Raw genomic sequence first — 20,315 nt, forward strand, 5'->3', positions numbered from 1 at the left:
CAAATGAAAGATCAGATTACCTGTTTTGTCCCCTTAGCTGACAAAGAGCAAGTAGCCCCCATCATTGAAGAACTATCCGCCAGCCCGATGGTCAGTCGCGTCGTTATGCTCACTACAGACGAGCAGCTGGCACGAAGCACTGGCCGAGAAGATATCCTTTATGTGCCGTCGCTCCAGAGCACCGAAGCCATTTTTACAATAGCTCGAATGAGCCGCGGGACACCCTATCTTATTTATTATACGAAGTACACACCCCTCAGGCTGGGCTATCTGGCTTTGGAACGTATGGTCCAAGTGATGGAGAATACGCATGCGAGCATGGTTTATGCGGACCGCTATCAGCAGGATGGTGATGAGCAACGCCCGGCACCAGTCATCGACTATCAGAGGGGCAGTTTGCGCGACGATTTTGAGTTCGGCTCCGTGATGATGTTCCGTGCAAATGTCTTTCGTGCCACGGCCGTGACGATGAGTAGTTCCTACCATTTCGCCGGGCTCTATGATCTGCGCCTCCGACTGTCCGAACGGGCTCCGATTGTGCATATCGACGAGTATTTATATACCGAGGTGCTCAGCGATCGGCGGAAGAGCGGGGAGAAGATCTTCGATTACGTAGATCCCCGCAATAGGGAGTCGCAAATTGAGATGGAGCGCGCATGCACGGATTACCTCCGTTCTGTCGGCGCATATATCTCGCCGGATGAGATTAAGCTCCTCGCACTCGACGCCACAGGGTTTACACGCGAGACTTCGGTCATCATCCCCGTGCGCAATAGGGTGCGGACGATCGAAGATGCAGTCCGCTCTGTGCTGAGTCAGCAAGCGTCGTTTGATTTCAATCTCATTGTCATCGATAACCATTCGACGGACGGCACGACCGACATCCTCCGCCGCTACGCAGCTGATGATCCGCGCGTGATTCACCTCATCCCCGAGCGGAACGATCTCGGGATCGGCGGCTGTTGGAACCTCGGCGTGCAGCATGACGCCTGCGGGCGTTTCGCTGTGCAATTAGACAGTGACGACATCTATAAAGACGAACACACCTTACGAACCGTTGTCGAAACATTCCACAGAGAACAGTGCGCGATGGTCATAGGATCTTACCAAATGACTGACTTTCACCTACAGCCCATCCCACCCGGTCTGATTGATCATAAGGAGTGGACGCCCGAGAATGGCCATAATAATGCCCTCCGGGTGAATGGTCTGGGGGCGCCGAGGGCCTTCTACACGCCGCTGCTCCGTGCGTTGCCTTTGCCCAACACAAGCTACGGCGAGGATTATGCCATCGGACTGACCGTGTCGCGGAACTATCGCATTGGCAGGATCTACGATCCGATTTATATCTGCCGTCGGTGGGAGGACAACTCAGACGCTGCGCTCGACGTTACCCGATCGAACCGCAATAACTTCTACAAAGACAAAATCCGCACCTGGGAGCTCCAAGCGCGGATCCGCATGCACGAAGAAATATCATGACCCCTTCACCGAAACGATCCGCCTGGCGGTGGATTCCCAGCCTCTATTTTGCCGAAGGGCTACCCTATGTGGCCGTGATGACCATAGCGGTCATCATGTACAAGCGCCTCGGACTATCGAACACGGACATCGCGCTCTATACCAGCTGGCTCTACTTGCCTTGGGTGATCAAGCCTTTCTGGAGCCCATTTGTCGATCTGCTTAAGACGAAGCGTTGGTGGATCGTCACGATGCAGCTGCTGATCGGCGCAGGCTTTGCCGGCATAGCGTTCTCCATCCCAACGGCGTACTATTTGCAACTGTCCTTAGCGTTCTTCTGGCTATTGGCTTTCGCATCGGCAACCCACGACATCGCCGCCGATGGATATTATATGTTAGCCTTAGACAGCGGCGAGCAGTCCTTCTTTGTGGGGATACGTAACACGTTCTACCGCCTGGCCACCATCTTCGGACAAGGCATTTTGGTCATGCTGGCGGGTGCATTAGAGACCGGCACGTTGCTCCCTGACACCCCGCTTCGCATCCCGATGGCCTGGAGCTTGACGTTTTACCTACTGGCCGCACTGTTCATCGGCCTAACGCTTTACCATAAGATAGTCCTCCCGCGGCCCGCCAGTGATGCGCCGCGCACCGAGCTATCGGTCGGACAGCTGACCAGCGATTTCTTCCACACCTTCGTTACCTTTTTCCAGAAGAAGCACCTCGGACTGATGTTTTTCTTCCTCCTCACGTACCGCTTGGGTGAGTCGCAGCTCGTGAAAATCGCATCGCCCTTTCTGCTGGACAAGCATGCGGCGGGCGGTTTGGAACTGTCCACTGCGACGGTGGGGATGATCTACGGCACCATAGGTGTTATTGCCCTGTTACTTGGGGGTGTACTGGGTGGGATTGTCGTCTCTCGCCACGGCTTCCGTCGCTGGATTCTTCCGATGGCGCTGGCCATCAACCTGCCCGATGCCCTCTACATCTATCTATCGGCAGTCCATCCGGGCGCATGGCAGGTCATCGTGGCCGTGGCCATCGAGCAACTCGGCTACGGGTTTGGCTTTACGGCTTACATGCTCTACCTGATCTATATCGCCGAGGGCGAACATAGGACCGCACACTATGCCATCGGCACGGGATTTATGGCTCTCGGGATGATGCTCCCCGGGATGGCTGCCGGATGCATACAAGATACGATCGGCTACACGCCCTTCTTCATCTGGGTGTGTATCTGTACACTGCCCGGCATCCTGGCCTCCGTCTTAGTTAGGAGCAAAATAGACCCCGCCTTCGGGAAGAAATCATGAAACGGTACCTATTCCTTTCCCTGATTCTCTACTTCGCAGTCGGAATAGTTGCCTCGGCGCAGAAAGTACGCGTCAAGACCGGCATAGAGGTCTTGCAAGACGAACATTTTCGGCGGCTCGAGGGTAAGCGCGTAGGGCTCATCACAAATCCCACGGGAGTTGATCACCGCCTACGGTCGACAATCGACATCCTGCACGAGGCCCCCAACGTCCGCTTGGTTGCTCTTTACGGCCCCGAACATGGAGTCCGCGGCAATGTCCATGCAGGCGACACGGTCGGCGGAACTGTCGATCCGGCCACAGGGTTACCCATCCATTCGCTGTATGGCAATACCCGCAAGCCAACGCCCGACATGCTGCGCGGGATTGACATCCTCGTTTACGACATACAAGATATTGGCTGTCGGTCGTTCACCTATATCAGCACGATGGGTCTGGCGATGGAGGCCGCCGCTGAAGCCGGCATAGAGTTCATGGTACTCGACCGGCCCAATCCATTAGGTGGCGAACGCGTAGAGGGCTGTATCGTGGAAGACGGATACCAGTCTTTCGTCAGCCCATATCCCATTCCCTACGTCTACGGCCTCACCTGCGGTGAATTGGCCCGGTTACTCAATGAGGAAAGGATGATCGGACAGCGTTGCCGACTACAAGTCGTGAAGATGAAAGGTTGGCGTCGTCGGATGTCCTATGCCGAGACAGGTTTGCCGTGGGTACTACCCTCACCGCACATCCCTCATCCCGAAACAGCACACTACTATCCCGCTACAGGTATACTCGGCGAACTCGGCACGACCTCCATTGGTGTAGGCTACACCCTCCCCTTCCAACTTTTTGCAGCCCCCTGGATCAACGGTCCACAACTCGCGCGGCGTATGAACACCCTCCGTGTGCCCGGCGTGATCTTCCGTCCGATTTACCTCAAGCCATTCTACGCATTATTCAAGGGTGAATTCATCCAAGGTATTCAGTTGCATTTGATTGACACACGGCACGCACCGCTCAGTGAATTGCAATTCCTCGTTATGCAGGAGGCCGCCGCACTCTACCCAAACCATAGTCCGCTTCAAGAAGCTGACTCATCCCGCCTCCGTATGTTCGATAAAGTATGCGGCAGCCCCGAGATTCGTCGGCGCTTTACCCAACGATTCCGTTGGAACGACATGCGTGACTATTGGATGAAGGATGTTGCGGCCTTCCGACGCCTCTCTCGCAAATACTATCTCTACAAATAAGCCTACCGAACACCCATGTCCCATCAACCTACTCAACGACTGCTTGCGCTCGACATCTTGCGCGGCATCACCATCGCCGGAATGATCACCGTGAACAATCCCGGCTCTTGGTCGTACGTCTATGCTCCGCTCGGCCATGCTGAATGGAATGGTCTCACACCGACAGACCTCGTCTTCCCCTTCTTTATGTTCATCATGGGCATTTCGACCTACATTTCCCTGCGCAAGTACCAATTCACTTATAGTGCAAGTGCCGCGCGAAAGATCGTACGCCGTACCGCAGTCATTTTTGCTATCGGACTGGCCATCGCTTGGTTTGGGCTTTCCTGCAGAACATGGCACGCCTTGGCCGAAGAGGCTGATCTGTCCTTTGCGAGCCGCCTCTGGCGCGCAGTGACGAACTTCGATCATCTACGTATCCTCGGCGTCATGCCGCGACTGGCACTTTGCTACGGCGCAACCGCCCTCATTGCTCTCACTATCCCTCACCGACACATACCTTTCCTTATCGGTGTCATCCTTGCGGGATACACCGTGCTACTCTTCCTCGGAAATGGTTTCGCGTACGATGAGACAAACGTCTTATCTGTCGTCGATCGCGCCGTACTCGGCCCCGACCACATGTATAAGGACAACGGTATCGAGCCGGAGGGACTCCTCAGCACATTACCCGCCATAGCGCACGTGCTTGTCGGATTCTGCTGCGGCGCATTGCTCATCGGCGTCACGGACGTGAGAGACAAGATGCTCCGACTCTTCCTCGTCGGTACGGCAATAGCTCTCAGTGGCTGGTTAATAAGTTACGGCTGCCCGATAAACAAGAAGATCTGGTCGCCAACGTTCGTACTTACCACATGCGGTATGGCTGCCTCACTGTTGGCCCTGCTCGTGTGGATTATTGACGTACGTGGACACCGCAGATGGTGCAGATTCTTCGAGTCATTCGGTGTCAACCCGCTATTTATGTACGTATTGGCTGCCGTTTTCGCTATTCTGCTGGGGAATATCCGAATTCCACACGGTGACGGTGAATCTGTCTCACTGGGAGGCTACATCTACGGCGATGTATTGCGTCCTCTGCTCGGTGAATACCCCGGATCGCTGGCCTACGCACTACTCCTTGTCTGTTCATGTTGGTGCATTGGCTACGTGCTCTATAAGCGGAATATTTACATCAAGATTTGACGATGGAATAGCAAGCCGCTACAAGCAAACTATTCACCCCCGGGCTGAAGACAGCGCATGCCTTTTGCTCGGGGGCTTTTTTTGCGCCAAGAGTCACCCATCTCACGAAAAACATTCTCCTCAAAAAATGTAAGGCAAAGGATCCGTCTCAATTATAAGCCACCTACACGCCAAGAGTCACCCATCTCACGAAAAACGTTCTCCTCAAAAAATGCAAGGCGAAGGATTCATCTCAAATACAAGCCACTTACACGCCAAAAGTCACCCATCTCACGAAAAGCATTCCCCTCAAAAAAAGCGAGGCGAAGGATCCGTCTCAATTACAAGCCACCTACACGCCAAAAGCCACCCATCTCACGAAAAACGTTCCCCTCAAAAAATGCAAGGCGAAGGATCCATCTCAAATACAAGCCACTTACACGCCAAAAGTCACCCATCTCACGAAAAACGTTCCCCTCAAAAAATGTAAGGCAAAGGATCCGTCTCAATTATAAGCCACCTACGCGCTAAGAGTCACCCATCTCACGAAAAACATTCCCCTCAAAAAATGTAAGGCAAAGGATCCGTCTCAATTATAAGCCACCTACGCGCCAAAAGTCACCCATCTCACGAAAAACATTCTCCTCAAAAAATGCGAGGCAAAGGGTCTATCTCAATTACAAGCCACTTACACGCCAAAAGTCTCCCATCTCACGAAAAACGTTCCCCTCAAAAAATGTAAGGCAAAGGATCCATCTCAAATATAAGCCACTTACACGCCAAAAGTCACCCATCTCACGAAAAACGTTCCTCCTCAAAAATCCAGAACAGGGAATGCCTCTCGATCGGAAGGGGATGGAGCGGCGGTGATGAGACATGCTATGGAAAAATACCCTCCTCAAAAATCCAGAACAGGGAATGCATCTCGGTTGGAAGGGGATGGAGTGGCGTCGATGGGGCATACATGAAAGAATGAGGGGCGAGAGGTGGAGGGGGCGGAGGATCCTCCGCAGATGGAGGCGGAAAACGGAGCGCGGGCGACCGATCCGATCCACATTTGAGGGCCATCAATTAGCAATCGGCGCAGGAGTTTACCTTTGCGGCCGCTTTTGCCGTTTATTTTTCCACATTCAAGCCCAAACGGTGCCCATAATGCATAGGAAAACGGCCAAATCAAAGAATTGTATCACATCATCGGATCAAAGAATAGAATAAAATGAAAGTATTGAAGTTTGGAGGGACCTCGGTAGGGTCTGTCAAGGGACTGGCGAACGTAAAACGCATCGTAGAAGCCATAGACGAGGAGGTTATAGTGGTTGTTTCGGCCTTGGGCGGGCTTACCGACCGACTTTTATTGGCCTCAAAATTAGCCTCTGAGGGTAATGAGGCCTATTTAGCCGAATACGCGGAGATTGTGCGCCGTCATGACGAGGTGATAGACGGTATCGTGCCCGAAGTGTCGCGTGAAAGCGTAAAAAGGCACGTTCGCGAGACGCTCGGAGAGCTTGAAAACATCTATCGAGGGGTTTACCTGATCCGTGACCTCTCTCGCAAGACCTCCGATACGATCGTCAGCTACGGCGAGCGACTCTCCTCCTTCATTATCTCCCATATCATCGACGACGCGGTGCTTTACGACTCGTGCGAGTTCATCAAGACGGTCGACCGTTTCGATAAACACATCGTAGACTTCGAGGTCACGGACCGCCTGATCAGTGAACGATTCAAAAAGTTGCCGCGCGTGGCCCTTGTGCCGGGTTTTATCTCCACAGATGCCGTCACGGGCGAGATTACGAACCTTGGTCGCGGCGGATCAGACTATACCGCGTCTATTTTAGCGGCTCGACTCGGTGCATCACAGCTCGAAATTTGGACGGACGTAGATGGATTCATGACGGCAGACCCGCGCGTGATCAATTCGGCCTACGTCATCGACCAACTCTCCTTCATCGAGGCCATGGAGCTTTGTAATTTCGGTGCGAAAGTCATCTATCCGCCAACGATTTACCCCGTCTATCACAAAAATATCCCCATCCGCGTCTGCAACACCTTTAACCTCCAAGCGCCAGGTACGCTCATCACGCAGGAATACCGTCGCAAGGACGGCAAAAGGGCCCTCATCACCGGCATCTCGTCTATCGACAACACTTGCCTCGTCACCGTGCAAGGCCTCGGCATGGTCGGCGTGATTGGAGTCAATCACCGCATCTTCAAGACCCTGGCTGAGAACGGTGTAAGCGTCTTCATGGTCTCGCAAGCCAGTTCGGAGAACAACACCACCTTCGCCGTGCGTAACGAAGACGCTGACCGCGCCGTAGAAGCCCTCAACAAAGAGTTTTCGCTCGAGCGCTCGCAAGGTGAGATCAACGACGTGACCGCCGAAAAGGGCCTTGCCACGGTGGCTATCGTCGGCGAAGACATGAAGCGCACCCCCGGCATCGCAGGACGCCTCTTCGGCACCCTCGGACGGGCTGGCATCAGCGTCATAGCCTGTGCACAAGGCGCGTCAGAGACAAACATCTCGTTCGTGATCCGCTCCGAAGTCTTGCGTAAGGCCCTCAACTCGATTCACGACTCCTTCTTCCTCTCGGAATACAAAGTCCTCAACCTCTTTATCGCTGGCGTGGGCACGGTGGGAAGCAATTTGCTCGAACAAATCCGTGGCCAGCAGGAAAATCTGAAGAAGCAGAACCGATTAAAGCTCAACATTGTCGGCGTAGCCAACTCCCGGAAAATGTTGTTCCGCCGCGAGGGGCTGAAGGCCGAAGGACTCGTAGAAGCATTGAAAAACGAGGGCGTCCCGTCGTCTCCAGCCTTGCTCAGAGAGGAAATTTTGCAGATGAACATCTTCAATTCCGTCTTCGTAGACTGTACCTCGAACGAGGACGTGGCTGCTATCTACGAATCACTCCTGGATAAGAACATTTCCGTCGTTGCGGCCAACAAAATAGCCCCTTCGTCGGCCTATGATCATTATCGTTTGCTCAAAGATACGGCTCGCCGACGCGATGTGAAGTTCCTTTTCGAGACCAATGTGGGTGCCGGGCTGCCGATCATCCATACAATCAACGATTTGATCAACAGCGGCGACCATGTGATTCGTATCGAGGCCGTACTGTCTGGCACATTGAACTACATTTTCAACACCATCGACGCTGAAGTCCCCATGAGCCGCGCCATCCGCTTGGCTGTCGATTCAGGATACGCCGAACCCGATCCGCGCGTGGACCTGAGCGGGAAAGATGTCGTTCGCAAGCTCGTCATTTTGGCTCGCGAGGCCGGTTATAGGGTCGAGCAAGCCGACGTGAAGCAGCGCCTCTTCATCCCAGCCGACTTCTTCGACGGGTCGGCGGAAAATTTCTGGGCACGTATCCCCGAACTCGACGCGCATTTCGAATCCGAGCGCAAACGACTCGCTGCCGAAAACAAGCGTCTGCGCTTCGTGGCTCGTATGGCCGACGGCGCCTGCGAGGTTGGCTTAGAGGAGGTTTGTAGCACCCATCCTTTCTACGAATTGGAGGGAAGCAACAACATTATTATGATCTCCACCGAGCGTTATCACGAGTATCCGATGATTATCAAGGGCTACGGCGCCGGTGCCGACGTGACCGCAGCGGGTGTGTTTGCCGATATTATTTCGATCGCCAACATCCGATAACGAGAGAGCGTATCGCCCCAGACGGAACGTGAAAAATGCCGGGTGCGTAGCTGGATTCTTCCTGCGCGTACCCGGCTTTTTTGTTGTTTGTTCTCCGTTTTTTTCTCGGGAATCCATCCTTTTCTTGTCTTGATACAAGAAAAGGATGCGAAAAGAAAATCAAGGCATCAGGGATGCCGGACAAATTGGCCAGGTACCTGATTTTTTCGTTGTTCATCTTTCGTTTTTCGATGCACTGGGTAGGGGCGTATTGCATACGCCCCACAAACGACCCGACAGGGGCGATCTTATCTATCTATGGGTAGGTGTTTTTATCCCTGCGGGATACATGTAGGGCGTATGCAATACGCCCCTACCCTACCGGCAGGAGATATTTCTATCATGCTTGCCATCAATTTTTTTCCGGAATCCATCCTTTTCTTGCCTTGATGCAAGAAAAGGATGCGAAAAGAAAATCAAGGCATCAGGGATGCCGGCCAATTTGGCCGGGTACCGGAAGGGGTCGTCAGGGATACCGGGGAATTTGGCCACGTACCCGACCCTCTCGTTTTTAGTTTTCCATTTTTTGATCTACCTTCCCCATATGATTCAGATAGAAGATACGATTGTGAGTCTCGATGTGATCGAGCGACGGTTTATGTGTGACTTGAGCCAGTGCCGCGGGGCTTGTTGCATTGAGGGTGAGTCGGGCGCGCCGCTGGAGGAGGGTGAAGCGGAGCAGCTACGGCTGGCCTTGCCCGTGGTATGGGATGAGTTGAAGGAGGATGCCCGGGAAGTGATCCGCCAACAGGGTGTCTCGTACTTGGATGCCGATGGCGACGAGGTGACGTCGATTGTCAACGGTCGGGATTGTGTTTTTACGCGTTATGCACCGGATGGCACCTGCCATTGTGCCCTGGAACAAGCCTTCCGAGAGGGTCGCACGACGTTTATGAAGCCTATCTCGTGCCGACTGTACCCTGTTCGCGTCACGCAGTACCGTCGATTCCGCGCCGTCAACCTTCACCGGTGGGAAGTATGTCGTCCCGCAGAAATTTTGGGCGAACGGTTGGGCATTCCAGCCTACCGTTTCCTGCGCGAACCTCTTATCAGCAAGTTCGGAACCGAATGGTACGCCGCGCTCGAGGCTGCGGCCGAGATGGTAGCCCGTCAATCCGAACAGAAATAGCCTCGAAAGGGGAAAGAATGCCCCTTTTTCGATGTCCCCTGTAGGGGCGTATTGAATACGCCCCACAAAACGACCCGACAGGGGCGGATTCAAGACGATGGGAAGGGTCAAATTTTTAGAGGCCGGCGCATTCAACATGAAAGGAGGGGGCATTGCCCCCTCGCCCCTACATCCTTTTCTTGTCTTGATACGGGGCAAAGGATGCGAAAAGAAAATCAAGGCATCAGGGATGCCGGCCAATTTGGCCGGGTACCTGATTTTTTCGTTGTTCATTTTTCGTTTTCTGTTGTCTCGGGTAGGGGCGTATTGAATACGCCCCACAAACGCCCCGGAAGGGGCGATCTTATCTATCTATGGGTAGGTGTGTTTATCCCTGCGGGATACATGTGGGGCGTATGCAATACGCCCCTACCCTACCGGCAGAAAAAAAGCCGGGTGCGCAGTTGGATTCTTCCTATGCGTCCCCGACCCTTTCGTTGTTAGACCTTCGTTTTTTGTCCCGTACGGTTACTCTTCGGGCAGATGGATGTCGGGATTGCCACTGTCGCCGCCACCTTCTTTCGGTTTCTTGGGCTGCTCGCCGCCGCCCGTGCCACTGCCACCGCCTGGTTTGGCGCCACCGCCGCCCGTTCCGCCACCTTCACCTTCTGGCTTCTTCGGTGCGTCTGGCTTTTTCGGATCTGAACCCTCTGGGAGGTGGATGTCGGGCTTGCCGTCGTCCTTCCCTGGCTTTTTAGGCTTCGGATCTTTCGGATCCTTCGGATTCTTAGGCGCATCAGGCTTCTTCTTTTTGTCCGCCGACGCCTTCTTTATCGCCTGACCCTGCCGATAGGCCGCGTCGCTCTCATGCATGCGCTGATTGAAGCGTCCGACGAGCGTCTCGATCAATGCCGGCTCGATAGGAGTCTTGCCAAAGAGGTAGTTTGACTTGAGTAAGTCCAAGATACGTTCAAAATGTTCGTCCACTTCGGCACGCACCTTCGCTGTAGCTGGCAACTTTTTCGCCGCACGCTCTTTCGTGCGCTGAAGATGCAGCTCCGCAAACTCCTTATTGAGTGTCTCCAGCTTAGTAAGTGCCGAGGTTAGGCGCAGTTTGGTCATATCAGCCGCATGCTCCGTCTTCTTCAGATCCTCCACCAAGCCGTCAATATGTGCCGTCTCCCGATCTTGCGATTCTTGCTGGATACCAGCATAACCCTTGGTCACGACATAGAGACGCTCGGCAGCCTCAACCTCATCCGTCTCCGGCGACAGCAAAAAGCTGCGCACCTGACTAAAAATGAACAGCGCCAACCGGGTGCGCGCCTCGTCCTTCTTCTTTAGCAGTTTCGACGTAGCGCTGGCCGTAGTCTCTATGTTCAGATCCTTCTCCAGATGCAGGCTGCCGTCCCACTCCGTCTTCGCTTCTTCCGGTATGCCGATCTTAGTCAGATCAAACTCTGCCATGATGGCATACAAAGCGCTGTGCAGTTGCACATGTTGTGCATTGTCGAGCTTATTCATCCCGACGCGTTCAATAACTAATCCCTTTTTCATCTCGTCTTTCTTGATTGATAATGATACATTTACTGTTTGTGTTATGGTGATCAATGATGCCTCAGAAGGCCCTCACGAAGAGGAAATCCCGAAGCGCAATACATTTCAAAGTTCCATCTTAGATGGAAGTCCAAAACGCGGCGCGTTTCACTGTTCCATCTTAGATGGAAGTCCAAAACGCGGCGCGTTTCACTGTTCCATCTTAGATGGAAGTCCAAAACGCGGCGCGTTTTACTGTTCCATCTTAGGTGGAAGTCCAAAACGCGGCGCGTTTCATTGTTCCATCTTAGGTGGAAGTCCAAAACGCGGCGCGTTTTACTGTTCCATCTTAGATGGAGCTTTTGTACTCGTCGCGTTAGATCGATCGAACTCGGAAAGAGCCTGCCACCTGACCCAAGTTCAGGTCCTCCCACCGGTAGCGATCGCTCCGACGCCCATCATTTCAAAAAGATGTCTACGACCGCTGTCGTAACGGCGGCGAATGTAGCGTCTTTTTTGAAACAGCAAACACCCCACACCTTTTGCGCAGGATAATTCCTACCCGGAGACACGAAAACGCACCATATTTTCCACCTCCCATCCCATAGCATCCCCTAAAGGCAGCCTATTTTTCAGGTAACGCGGCAAAACATACCCTGACCGCGATCATTTTTCGGCCGTCAGGGTAGGGGCGTATGGCATACGCCCCACCCAATGGCCCCGCAAGGGACAAGAATGCGCATCGGCGATCGATCATTTGGATCATTCGCCCCATAAATGGGACGTTTGTGGGGCGTATGCTTTTGCGCCCTACACGGGGACACGAAAACGCGGTGCGTTTTTCATATCCCACCCCATAGCATCCCCCAAAGGCAGCCTGTTTTTCGAGTAACACCGCAGAACATGCCCCGACCGCGATCATTTTTCGGCCGTCAGGGTAGGGGCGTATGGCATACGCCCCACAAAGCGCCATCCCATAGATGGCGAATGCCTGTCCACGACCAAAGGCAGGGCCCTCGCCCTCCTTCGGAGGGACGTTTGTGGGGCGTATTCAATACGCCCCTACACAGGGACATAAAAACGCGCCGCGGTTTATGCATACCACAACCGTGAAATAATCAAACGCACCACATTTTCTACCTCCCACCCCATAGCATCCCCTAAAGGCAGCCTATTTTTCGTATCCCACCGCAAAACATACCCCGACCGCGATCATTTTTCGACCGTCAGGGTAGGGGCGTATGGCATACGTCCCACAAAGCGCCATCCCATGGATGGCGAATGCCTGTACACGACCAAAGGCAGGGCCCTCGCCCTCCTTCGAAGGGTCGTTTGTGAGGCGTATGCAATACGCCCCTACACAGGGATACGTAAACGCGGTGCGGTTAGGGCATACCACAACCGTGAAACAATCAAACGCACCACGGTTCACGCATTCCATCGCACGGAATGCCCCGACCGCAACGCGGTTGAGGCATGCACCGATGTGGGATGGGGAGAGCGGAAAAACTCTTTGCCTCGTCACGTCCGAAAAGTTCTGACTGCTTCTTAGCTTTGCAACCCAGAAAAGAGCGATTACGGATATGTTTATCGAAGTATAGAATCAAAACCCAAGAAATGAATTAAGCAAGCATCATGAAGTTCATTTTTATAGCCATTTTGTTCCCCTTGTTGCTCTCATCTTGCCTTCAAAAAGGAAAGAGCAGACTCGCCCCCAACTTGTCTGTTGCTACAAGAGACACGACAGAGGAAGAAGAAGGTGGGCATATTACATCCTGCCATATTCGAGTGCGGATATTGGACGAATATGGGAATGACTTGTTAGATCCATCCTCCTCTTCGCCCAAAGCTATCGATGGTTCAAAAATCAAATTCTATTATGTAAGAGGTGGAAAGGAATTACCTTGTGGATTTGAAGGACGCCCGAGAGGAGGATACGTTATCACACCCGAAGGAAATGGTTCATCGTATTATGAGATCAAAGTCTTTTTGGATATTTCCCCAGAAGACTCGATCACAACGACTCTTTTGGATTGGGGAGATGGTCATCGAGATGTTTTCAAGACCTATTTTTTCCGCCAACCTGGCGTAATCATCCGGCAAAAGGTTTGGTTGAATGATAGCCTGATCTTGGATATTCCTAAGCGATACGGCCCCAAAGATTTGATCTTTACAATCAGGCGCTAACCCCCACACGACCTAAATAGAATAGGTCGCGCGCATATGAGCGGCGCCATGTCAGGCAGTAAGATGCCAGCATGGCGCCGCGTTTTTCATATTCCACCTCAAAACATACCCCGGCCGCGATCATTTTTCGGCCGTCAGGGTAGGGGCGTATGGCATACGCCCCACCGAATGGCCCCGCAGGGGACAAGAATGCGTATCGACGATCGATCATTCGGATCATTCGCCCCATAAATGGGTCGTTTGTGGGGCGTATGCAATACGCCCCTACACAGGGACATGAAAACGTACCACATTTTCCACCTCCCACCCCATAGCATCCCCTAAAGGCAGCCTGTTTTTCGTATTCCACCTCAAAACATGCCCCGGCCGTGATCATTTTTCGGGTAACGTGGTAGGGGCGTATGGCATACGCCCCACAAAATGGCCCCGCAGGGGACAAGAATGCGCATCGACAATCGATCATTCGGATCCTTCGCCCCATAAATGGGACGTTTGTAGGGCGTATTCAATACGCCCCTACACAGGGACATGAAAACGCGGTGCGGTTAGGGCATACCACAACCGTGAGACAATCTAACGCACCACATTTTCCACCTCCCACCCCATAGCATCCCCAAAAGGCGGTCCGTTTTTCAGGTAACGCGGCAGAACATGCCCCGAACGCGATCATTTTTCGACTGTCAGGGTAGGGGCATATGGCATACGCCCCACCAAATGGCCCCGCAGGGGACAAGAATGCGTATCAGCGATCGATCATTTGGATCATTCGCCCCATAAATGGGTCGCCGGTGGGGCGTATGCAATACGCCCCTACACAGGGACATGTAAACGCACCACATTTTCCACCTCCCACCCCATAGCATGCCCCAAAGGCAGCCTATTTTTCGTATCCCACCGCAAAACATGCCCCGAACACGATCATTTTTCGGGTAACACGGTAGGGGCGTATGGCATACGCCCCACAAAATGGCCCCGCAGGGGACAAGAATGCGTATCGACAATCGATCATTCGGATCATTCGCCCCATAAATGGGACGTTTGTAGGGCGTATGCAATACGCCCCTACATGAGGACACGAAAATGCGGTGCGGTTTATGCATACCACAACCGTGAAACAATCAAACGCGCCACATTTTCCACCTCCCACCTCATAGCATCCCCTAAACGCAGCCCGTTTTTCAGGTAACGCGGCAGAACATACCCCGACCGCGATCATTTTTCGGCCGTCAGGATAGGGGCGTATGGCATACGCCCCACAAAGCGCCATCCCATGGATGGCGAATGCCTGTCCACGACCAATGGCAGGACTCTCGCCCTCCTTCGGAGGGTCGTTTGTAGGGCGTATTCAATACGCCCCTACACAGGGATACGTAAACGCACCACATTTTCCACCTCCCACCCCATAGCATCCCCTAAAGGCAGCCTATTTTTCAGGTAACACGGCAAAACATACCCCGAACGCGGCGCGTTTTTCACATGCTACAACCGTGAAACAATCCAACGCGCTGCGTTTTACGCATTTCACCGAATGATGTGCCCGATACATATCACGTTGGGATATATTGTAATCGTGGAACGACTGGGGCGCACTACGTTTCACGCATTCTGCGGCATGGCATGATCTCAACGCGCTGCGGATGGGGCATGCGCCGACGTGGGATGGGGAGGGGTGGAAAAATTTCCTGCCTCGTTACGTCCGAAAAGTCCTGACTGCTTCTTAGCTTTGCAGCCCAGAAAAAACGATTACGGATATGTTTATCGAAGTAACCCTTCATCCCCTCCTGCCATGACGCTATCTTACAGAGAAAACATGCGTCGGCTACGCAATCCGTCTTTTGAAAAAATCACGGCCATCGCTCACTCTTTCCTTCCCTCTCCTACGGATGGCCGGACGGCCCCTCCCATCGATCTTCCATCCCCCGACATGGCGGCGGATCGCGGACAAATGCTCCTCAGAGCCCTCTGCGACGACGGTGTGCGGCAAAAAGCCAAGGTGGATAGGGTGCTCGGCACGATGCCCAGGAAGCTCTTTCAAGGCACAACCTTCGACGTCGTCGATTGGCAGTGTGGGCAGGGCGTGAATACGGTCTGCTTCTTCGATTTTATCCGTCGTAACGGCATGGAGAATCGTGTCCAGCAGGTTTTTCTGATCGATACCGATGCGGAAGCCATGGAGCGCGCCCTCTGGCACCTTGAACCCTACATGGGAGACACGGATCGCATCGTGACCATCCATAAACCGATCAATGAAGTGGATCGATTCGACATCGAGACCCATCAACCGGTCACATTTCACTTCTTTACCGACGTTTTGGGGCATCCTGAGATCGATTTACGCCGATTGGCGCAACTGATTGGGCGTACTATCCGCGGGGAACACTATTTTTTCTGCGTGGACGCACTTAAACATGGCAACGATCGGTTAGAGACGTTCTATCGCTGCTTCAATAGTCCGGAGCTTTTCACGGACGAGACGTATTACCCCACTGCACGTCAGCCGTATGCCATGACCTGCAAAGCTTTTCGGCTTCGCGCCGAGACGTTTGGGCTTAACACGGCCCTTTCGCCCGTTCAATGGCAGGCGGCTTTCCGACTCGACATCGTCCGAGAGCTATTACAGCAGACGGAACGCGAAAAAGTGGCCGCGCTCTACCGTTCCCTTTCGCGATTTGAGGTCTCCGCGGGCTACGACGTGGCTGCCTGCGCCCATAATGACCTGCCGCCGCTGCTGGCGGTGCTGAGTAACCTCATTACACGCGGTCTGCCTACCGCCGCTTCGCCTCTACTCGAAGAGGCATTCGCACCGCTGGGCAATCGCAAGAGATGGAACGAGGAGGGAAGGATCACTTACGCCGCGCGAGACCTTTATCCGTCTGATTTGTTCGAGGCTTTGCACCTGATTGACCCTCGATTTAAGCCAGATGAGACCACTTACAACATGGACGCACTCGAAAGTGACCTGCAACGGGAATACATCACGCGGGTGGCCCCTCCACCCTTCCGACAGCTCTTCGAACCGCAGCGGAACGTCTATACCTTGACCGGGCAACGCGAATATTGCACGCAGCATGTCGATTTTTCGCTCGAGTTTCCCTATCCGACGAAAGATCTGAGGGACGTAAGGCACAACGGATTCGTGATCGAGATCGAGGATCCCACTGTGCAGACCACTATGGATCAGCGGCGCATCGAGAAACAACGTACTGACGATCTGGCAGCCATGAACTGGACTTGCGAGACCTTCTCCGACGGCCATTTGAGCGACATGCACTTCGGCTATTTGGATAGCGACTATGTGCGGACGGCCTTCCGCGTTTTCAGTCGCCCATTCGACAGCGAATGGGTCCGCACGCTGCAATATGTGCTTACTCCTATCGGTGTAGCACGCATCGAGAAGGTCATTTTGGAGGCTCTTATGGCCGGACGATTAGATCTCGCGGCGCCGCATTGGGAGGTACTCGTGGTGGAGCGCGATGTACCCTGCGCCGTGGCGGCTCTATCGGACTTGCGAGCCCTGTTTGAGCGCCTGACAGCGCTTAGTGCAGAGTGGGATGGGGTACATTTTCCGGAAGTGACGCTTGATGTGATCAGTACACCGGAGTTTATCGATTCGCCACTCCATGCCGACGTGGTGCCATCGGCTGAACTGACCGAGGAGCACCGCGCTAAGACGTACGATTTGATCATCGACATCTCCGTGCTGCGACGTGCAGGCATTGAACGCCCGCTCATCGGCACGTACACGAACTGCCACAACGATTGTTGCTTCATCGTCCGCTCGGCTCACCATGCCCGCGAACCGAGAAGGGTGCTCACCACGGGGCGCATCACTTATCGCCCGCTCATTATCCGCGACGCCATCGGGCGAAGCACACTCATCCCAGAAACAGCTGGGGCTATACATTATATTATGGGTATCCTATCCCGTCGGGAGGACTTCCGGCCGGGCCAGGAGGCCATTCTCGACCGGTTACTTCGCGGCGAAAGCGTGGCGGCGCTACTTCCCACGGATGCGCATGGTGCAGCGGTGGCGCTTCCGGCCGCTCTGTTGCAGCCGGGTGTGACGGTCGTCATAACGCCAGACGCTAAAACGGCTGATAAGCTGATCGACGAGGCGCGGCAGCAAGATATAGATTGTGGAGCCAGCCTCCACACGAACATGACGGACGGTGAACGTGAGCGGAGAGAGCGTCGCGTGGAATCGGCCGCACTCCATTTCGTTGCGATCTCCGCGGAACAGTTGGCCAGGCCCACCCTACAACAACGCTTCCTCTCTATGCGTGAGACGGGGGTATATTTTGCTTATGGTATCCTCGATAGCGCAGAAAGAGGGTCAGAATGGAGTCCATTTTTTGACCCTCATTATCTCTGTGCGGGGAAAATTTTGCGTCGATATGCCCGACCGCGAGAGGGAACGATCACGCTCGGGGCTACCTTGAGTCAGGCATCGTTCGATGTGCTCTTCGACGTCGAACGAGAGCTGCTCCCCGTCGATTCCTACACTCCCGACCGCGATCGAATCGTCACCGCCAGCGCTACCGTGGCTCCCATGTCGTTAGAATCGCGTTCGGAGGCGGAAGAAGGGAAGGACATCGAGCAGATGATCCGCGAAATGGGAATGGAATACATCGCTCCGGTCTTAGGATCCTCTTCGGCGGAAGAGGCACGCCTTGTGGGCTTGTCTTATCCTACATCCGCAGGCGAGGGAGGCGAAAGCACACGAGACAAAGCCGCCGAAGCGCGCTACATACGTATCCTCTACCGCATGGGATGCCTCGGACTGATCGATGGCATGGCTCGCGATGAGGCCCAAAAGCGCTTCCTGCTCGTGGTGCGCAACTGCACCGCGGAACAGGTCTACAAACGGTACTGCGATTACTTTAATCGCTACTATACAAGGAAACGCGCCGAACGGGAAGAGACTGCTGCACGAGCAGGAATGCCCGCCGTGATGCTCCGCGACGAACGTGAGGGGGTTATATATAAGTGCCTCACCGGATTGACGCACTACGTTTGCGATAACATTGCGCGCCTTGCCCCCGACACCGCTTCCCACACGCCACTGACCGAGCGACTCGCTCAGGATTTGGCTGACGACTCGCAGGCAACGGACGAAGTACTTTTCCGTTACCTACATCTTGTCAATGATTCCTCCGAGGGATCGCCCAAAGGGCGTATCCATGCCCTACACGAGTCGGTCTGCACGCTGCGTCGGGCAGGTCATACGCATCCGGTGTTGCTACTCTTGAATACTTTTTGCCTGCTTTATCTCGGTACAGGGGATCGCGCGACGCTTGAGCAGGATCTCTCTACGAGTTATGAGCAGGGCATCGTAGGGCTTTATCACTTAATGCCGGATTATGCCCGCTTCCAAGAACAATTTGAGGCTTATAATCGCTTCGTGCGCAACGAGGCGGACGCTACGGACGATGCCACCGAGGCACGTATGGAAAAGGCGGCCTCGCGCCTCCTTCTGATCCGTGCGGCAGACATCTTGAGCACGCATTTGACTTATACGACAGAATTACAACGTACTTATTTAGGATAAATGGAAACGATAGAAGATATTAATGTCGCCCTCTTGCAGCTGCGGGAGAACTTAGCGAACTTGGATGCGGCGCGCCTGCAAGTGGCACAAGTCACAGGCAGCAGTCAAGAGCTCGTCGAGGCCACAGCTCGGCTGTCGGACGAGGTGAAACGGTTGGCCGACCGTATCAGCGAGGAAACACAGGCGGTGATTAGCCGTTTCGCCGAACAGTTGGAGGGGTCACGGGCCGAATGGACCGACGCCATCAACGACGGGAAGACTCGTTTCGCGACAGAAGTGGAGCAAACCCGGCAGGCTACGGCTCTATTGAAGTCCGATGCCGAGCTGGCTCTGCAACAGGCCCTCGCCACCTCCACACAGTCGGTCGCCGACCTGAAATTGGAGACGCAGGAGACGCTCCGTCTGGCTACCTCCGCCGCGACACAGGTCGTCGCCGACTTGAAGTCGGAAACCCAAGAGACGCTCCGCCAAGCCACCGCCTCCGCAGCCCAAACCGTGGCGGCGCTGAAGGATAACACCGAGGAGACACTCCGTCAAGCAGCAGCCACGTCGACTCAGACGGTCGCAGACCTAAAAACGGAGACCGAGGAGACACTCCGACAGGCTAAGGAAGCCTCACTCCAGGCTACGGAACAGCTCCGCACGGAGACGCAAGCGGCTCTGCAACAGTCGCTCGAGGCTACTACACGCACAATGGGCGAAGTCAGCGAGCAGGCGAAGCAATCTGTCGGTGAAGTGTCCGCACTGGCCAAACATGCGCTGACTGAAGTGACCACCGTTTCGACTGACGCGATAGAAATGCAGCAATCCGAGATCGCAGATACGCTCGACACGCTGGCGGACTATAACGAACGGATCCGGCAACTTATCGACGCGCTCACGGCCTCGAATCTTTCTGCACAGATTGCCTCACTTGAGCGTAAAGTGGACGAGCAATCGGCCGCGCAACAGGCTGCACTCGAAAAGATTCGCCTCGATGCCGAACGGAATCAGAAGATTCAGCTGTTTACGGCCATCACTATCGTCATCCTTCTCCTACTTTTCTTCTTCCTCAAATAGTCAAAGA

General features: G+C 54.1%; 10 protein-coding genes. 9 read left to right on the top strand and 1 reads right to left on the bottom strand.

What is annotated here, in order from left to right; genetic code table 11:
* The first annotated feature begins 3 nt into the window (after positions 1–3).
* The 6 genes from C7123_RS05075 (at position 4) to C7123_RS05105 (ending at position 9,999) form a co-directional block, all read left to right on the top strand.
* On the top strand, positions 4–1,482 hold the full coding sequence (locus tag C7123_RS05075) for a glycosyltransferase family 2 protein (RefSeq protein WP_069176002.1): 1,479 nt from the start codon (positions 4–6) through the stop codon (positions 1,480–1,482).
* Positions 1,476–2,774 (top strand): MFS transporter, encoded by a 1,299-nt coding sequence (locus C7123_RS05080; protein WP_069176003.1) that lies wholly within the window; start codon positions 1,476–1,478, stop codon positions 2,772–2,774. Before C7123_RS05075 ends, C7123_RS05080 begins: the two co-directional genes overlap by 7 nt.
* Positions 2,771–4,009: an exo-beta-N-acetylmuramidase NamZ family protein gene (locus C7123_RS05085; protein WP_069176004.1), complete on the top strand. Its 1,239-nt coding sequence runs from the start codon at positions 2,771–2,773 to the stop codon at positions 4,007–4,009. The genes C7123_RS05080 and C7123_RS05085 overlap by 4 nt, the downstream gene beginning before the upstream one ends.
* A gap of 15 nt (positions 4,010–4,024) precedes the next feature.
* Entirely contained in the window at positions 4,025–5,194 is a 1,170-nt protein-coding gene (locus C7123_RS05090) for an acyltransferase family protein (protein WP_069176005.1), read from the top strand.
* Between the two features lie 1,195 nt (positions 5,195–6,389).
* Positions 6,390–8,831 carry a bifunctional aspartate kinase/homoserine dehydrogenase I gene (thrA, locus tag C7123_RS05095; protein ID WP_069176006.1) on the top strand — a complete coding sequence of 814 codons (2,442 nt, stop codon included), beginning with the start codon at positions 6,390–6,392 and terminating at the stop codon, positions 8,829–8,831.
* Between the two features lie 583 nt (positions 8,832–9,414).
* Positions 9,415–9,999: a DUF3109 family protein gene (locus C7123_RS05105; protein WP_069176008.1), complete on the top strand. Its 585-nt coding sequence runs from the start codon at positions 9,415–9,417 to the stop codon at positions 9,997–9,999.
* A gap of 507 nt (positions 10,000–10,506) precedes the next feature.
* On the opposite strand, the gene C7123_RS13450 is transcribed toward C7123_RS05105, so the two are convergent.
* A complete protein-coding gene (locus tag C7123_RS13450) occupies positions 10,507–11,535 on the bottom strand; it encodes a DUF6261 family protein (protein ID WP_069176010.1) in 1,029 nt (342 codons plus the stop codon).
* Between the two features lie 1,614 nt (positions 11,536–13,149).
* Between C7123_RS13450 and C7123_RS12875 the strand changes: the two genes are divergently transcribed.
* From C7123_RS12875 to C7123_RS05130, 3 genes are all read left to right on the top strand, one after another.
* Positions 13,150–13,701: a hypothetical protein gene (locus C7123_RS12875; protein WP_159049838.1), complete on the top strand. Its 552-nt coding sequence runs from the start codon at positions 13,150–13,152 to the stop codon at positions 13,699–13,701.
* Positions 13,702–15,646: 1,945 nt separating this feature from the next.
* On the top strand, positions 15,647–19,249 hold the full coding sequence (locus C7123_RS05125; RefSeq protein WP_159049839.1) for a DEAD/DEAH box helicase family protein: 3,603 nt from the start codon (positions 15,647–15,649) through the stop codon (positions 19,247–19,249).
* Positions 19,250–20,308 (top strand): coiled-coil domain-containing protein, encoded by a 1,059-nt coding sequence (locus tag C7123_RS05130; RefSeq protein ID WP_069176013.1) that lies wholly within the window; start codon positions 19,250–19,252, stop codon positions 20,306–20,308. It abuts the gene before it with no gap.
* Positions 20,309–20,315 lie beyond the last annotated feature (7 nt).

Source organism: Tannerella serpentiformis, from assembly GCF_003033925.1.
Taxonomy (GTDB): Bacteria; Bacteroidota; Bacteroidia; order Bacteroidales; family Tannerellaceae; genus Tannerella; species Tannerella serpentiformis.

Excerpts from the sequence above, each read along its gene's own strand:
- C7123_RS05075 (WP_069176002.1), top strand. The coding sequence starts at position 4 with ATGAAAGATCAGATTACCTGTTTTGTCCCCTTAGCTGACAAAGAGCAA.
- C7123_RS05085 (WP_069176004.1), top strand. The coding sequence starts at position 2,771 with ATGAAACGGTACCTATTCCTTTCCCTGATTCTCTACTTCGCAGTCGGA.
- C7123_RS05090 (WP_069176005.1), top strand. The coding sequence starts at position 4,025 with ATGTCCCATCAACCTACTCAACGACTGCTTGCGCTCGACATCTTGCGC.
- thrA (WP_069176006.1), top strand. The coding sequence starts at position 6,390 with ATGAAAGTATTGAAGTTTGGAGGGACCTCGGTAGGGTCTGTCAAGGGA.
- C7123_RS05105 (WP_069176008.1), top strand. The coding sequence starts at position 9,415 with ATGATTCAGATAGAAGATACGATTGTGAGTCTCGATGTGATCGAGCGA.
- C7123_RS13450 (WP_069176010.1), bottom strand. The coding sequence starts at position 11,535 with ATGAAAAAGGGATTAGTTATTGAACGCGTCGGGATGAATAAGCTCGAC.
- C7123_RS12875 (WP_159049838.1), top strand. The coding sequence starts at position 13,150 with ATGAAGTTCATTTTTATAGCCATTTTGTTCCCCTTGTTGCTCTCATCT.
- C7123_RS05125 (WP_159049839.1), top strand. The coding sequence starts at position 15,647 with ATGCTCCTCAGAGCCCTCTGCGACGACGGTGTGCGGCAAAAAGCCAAG.
- C7123_RS05130 (WP_069176013.1), top strand. The coding sequence starts at position 19,250 with ATGGAAACGATAGAAGATATTAATGTCGCCCTCTTGCAGCTGCGGGAG.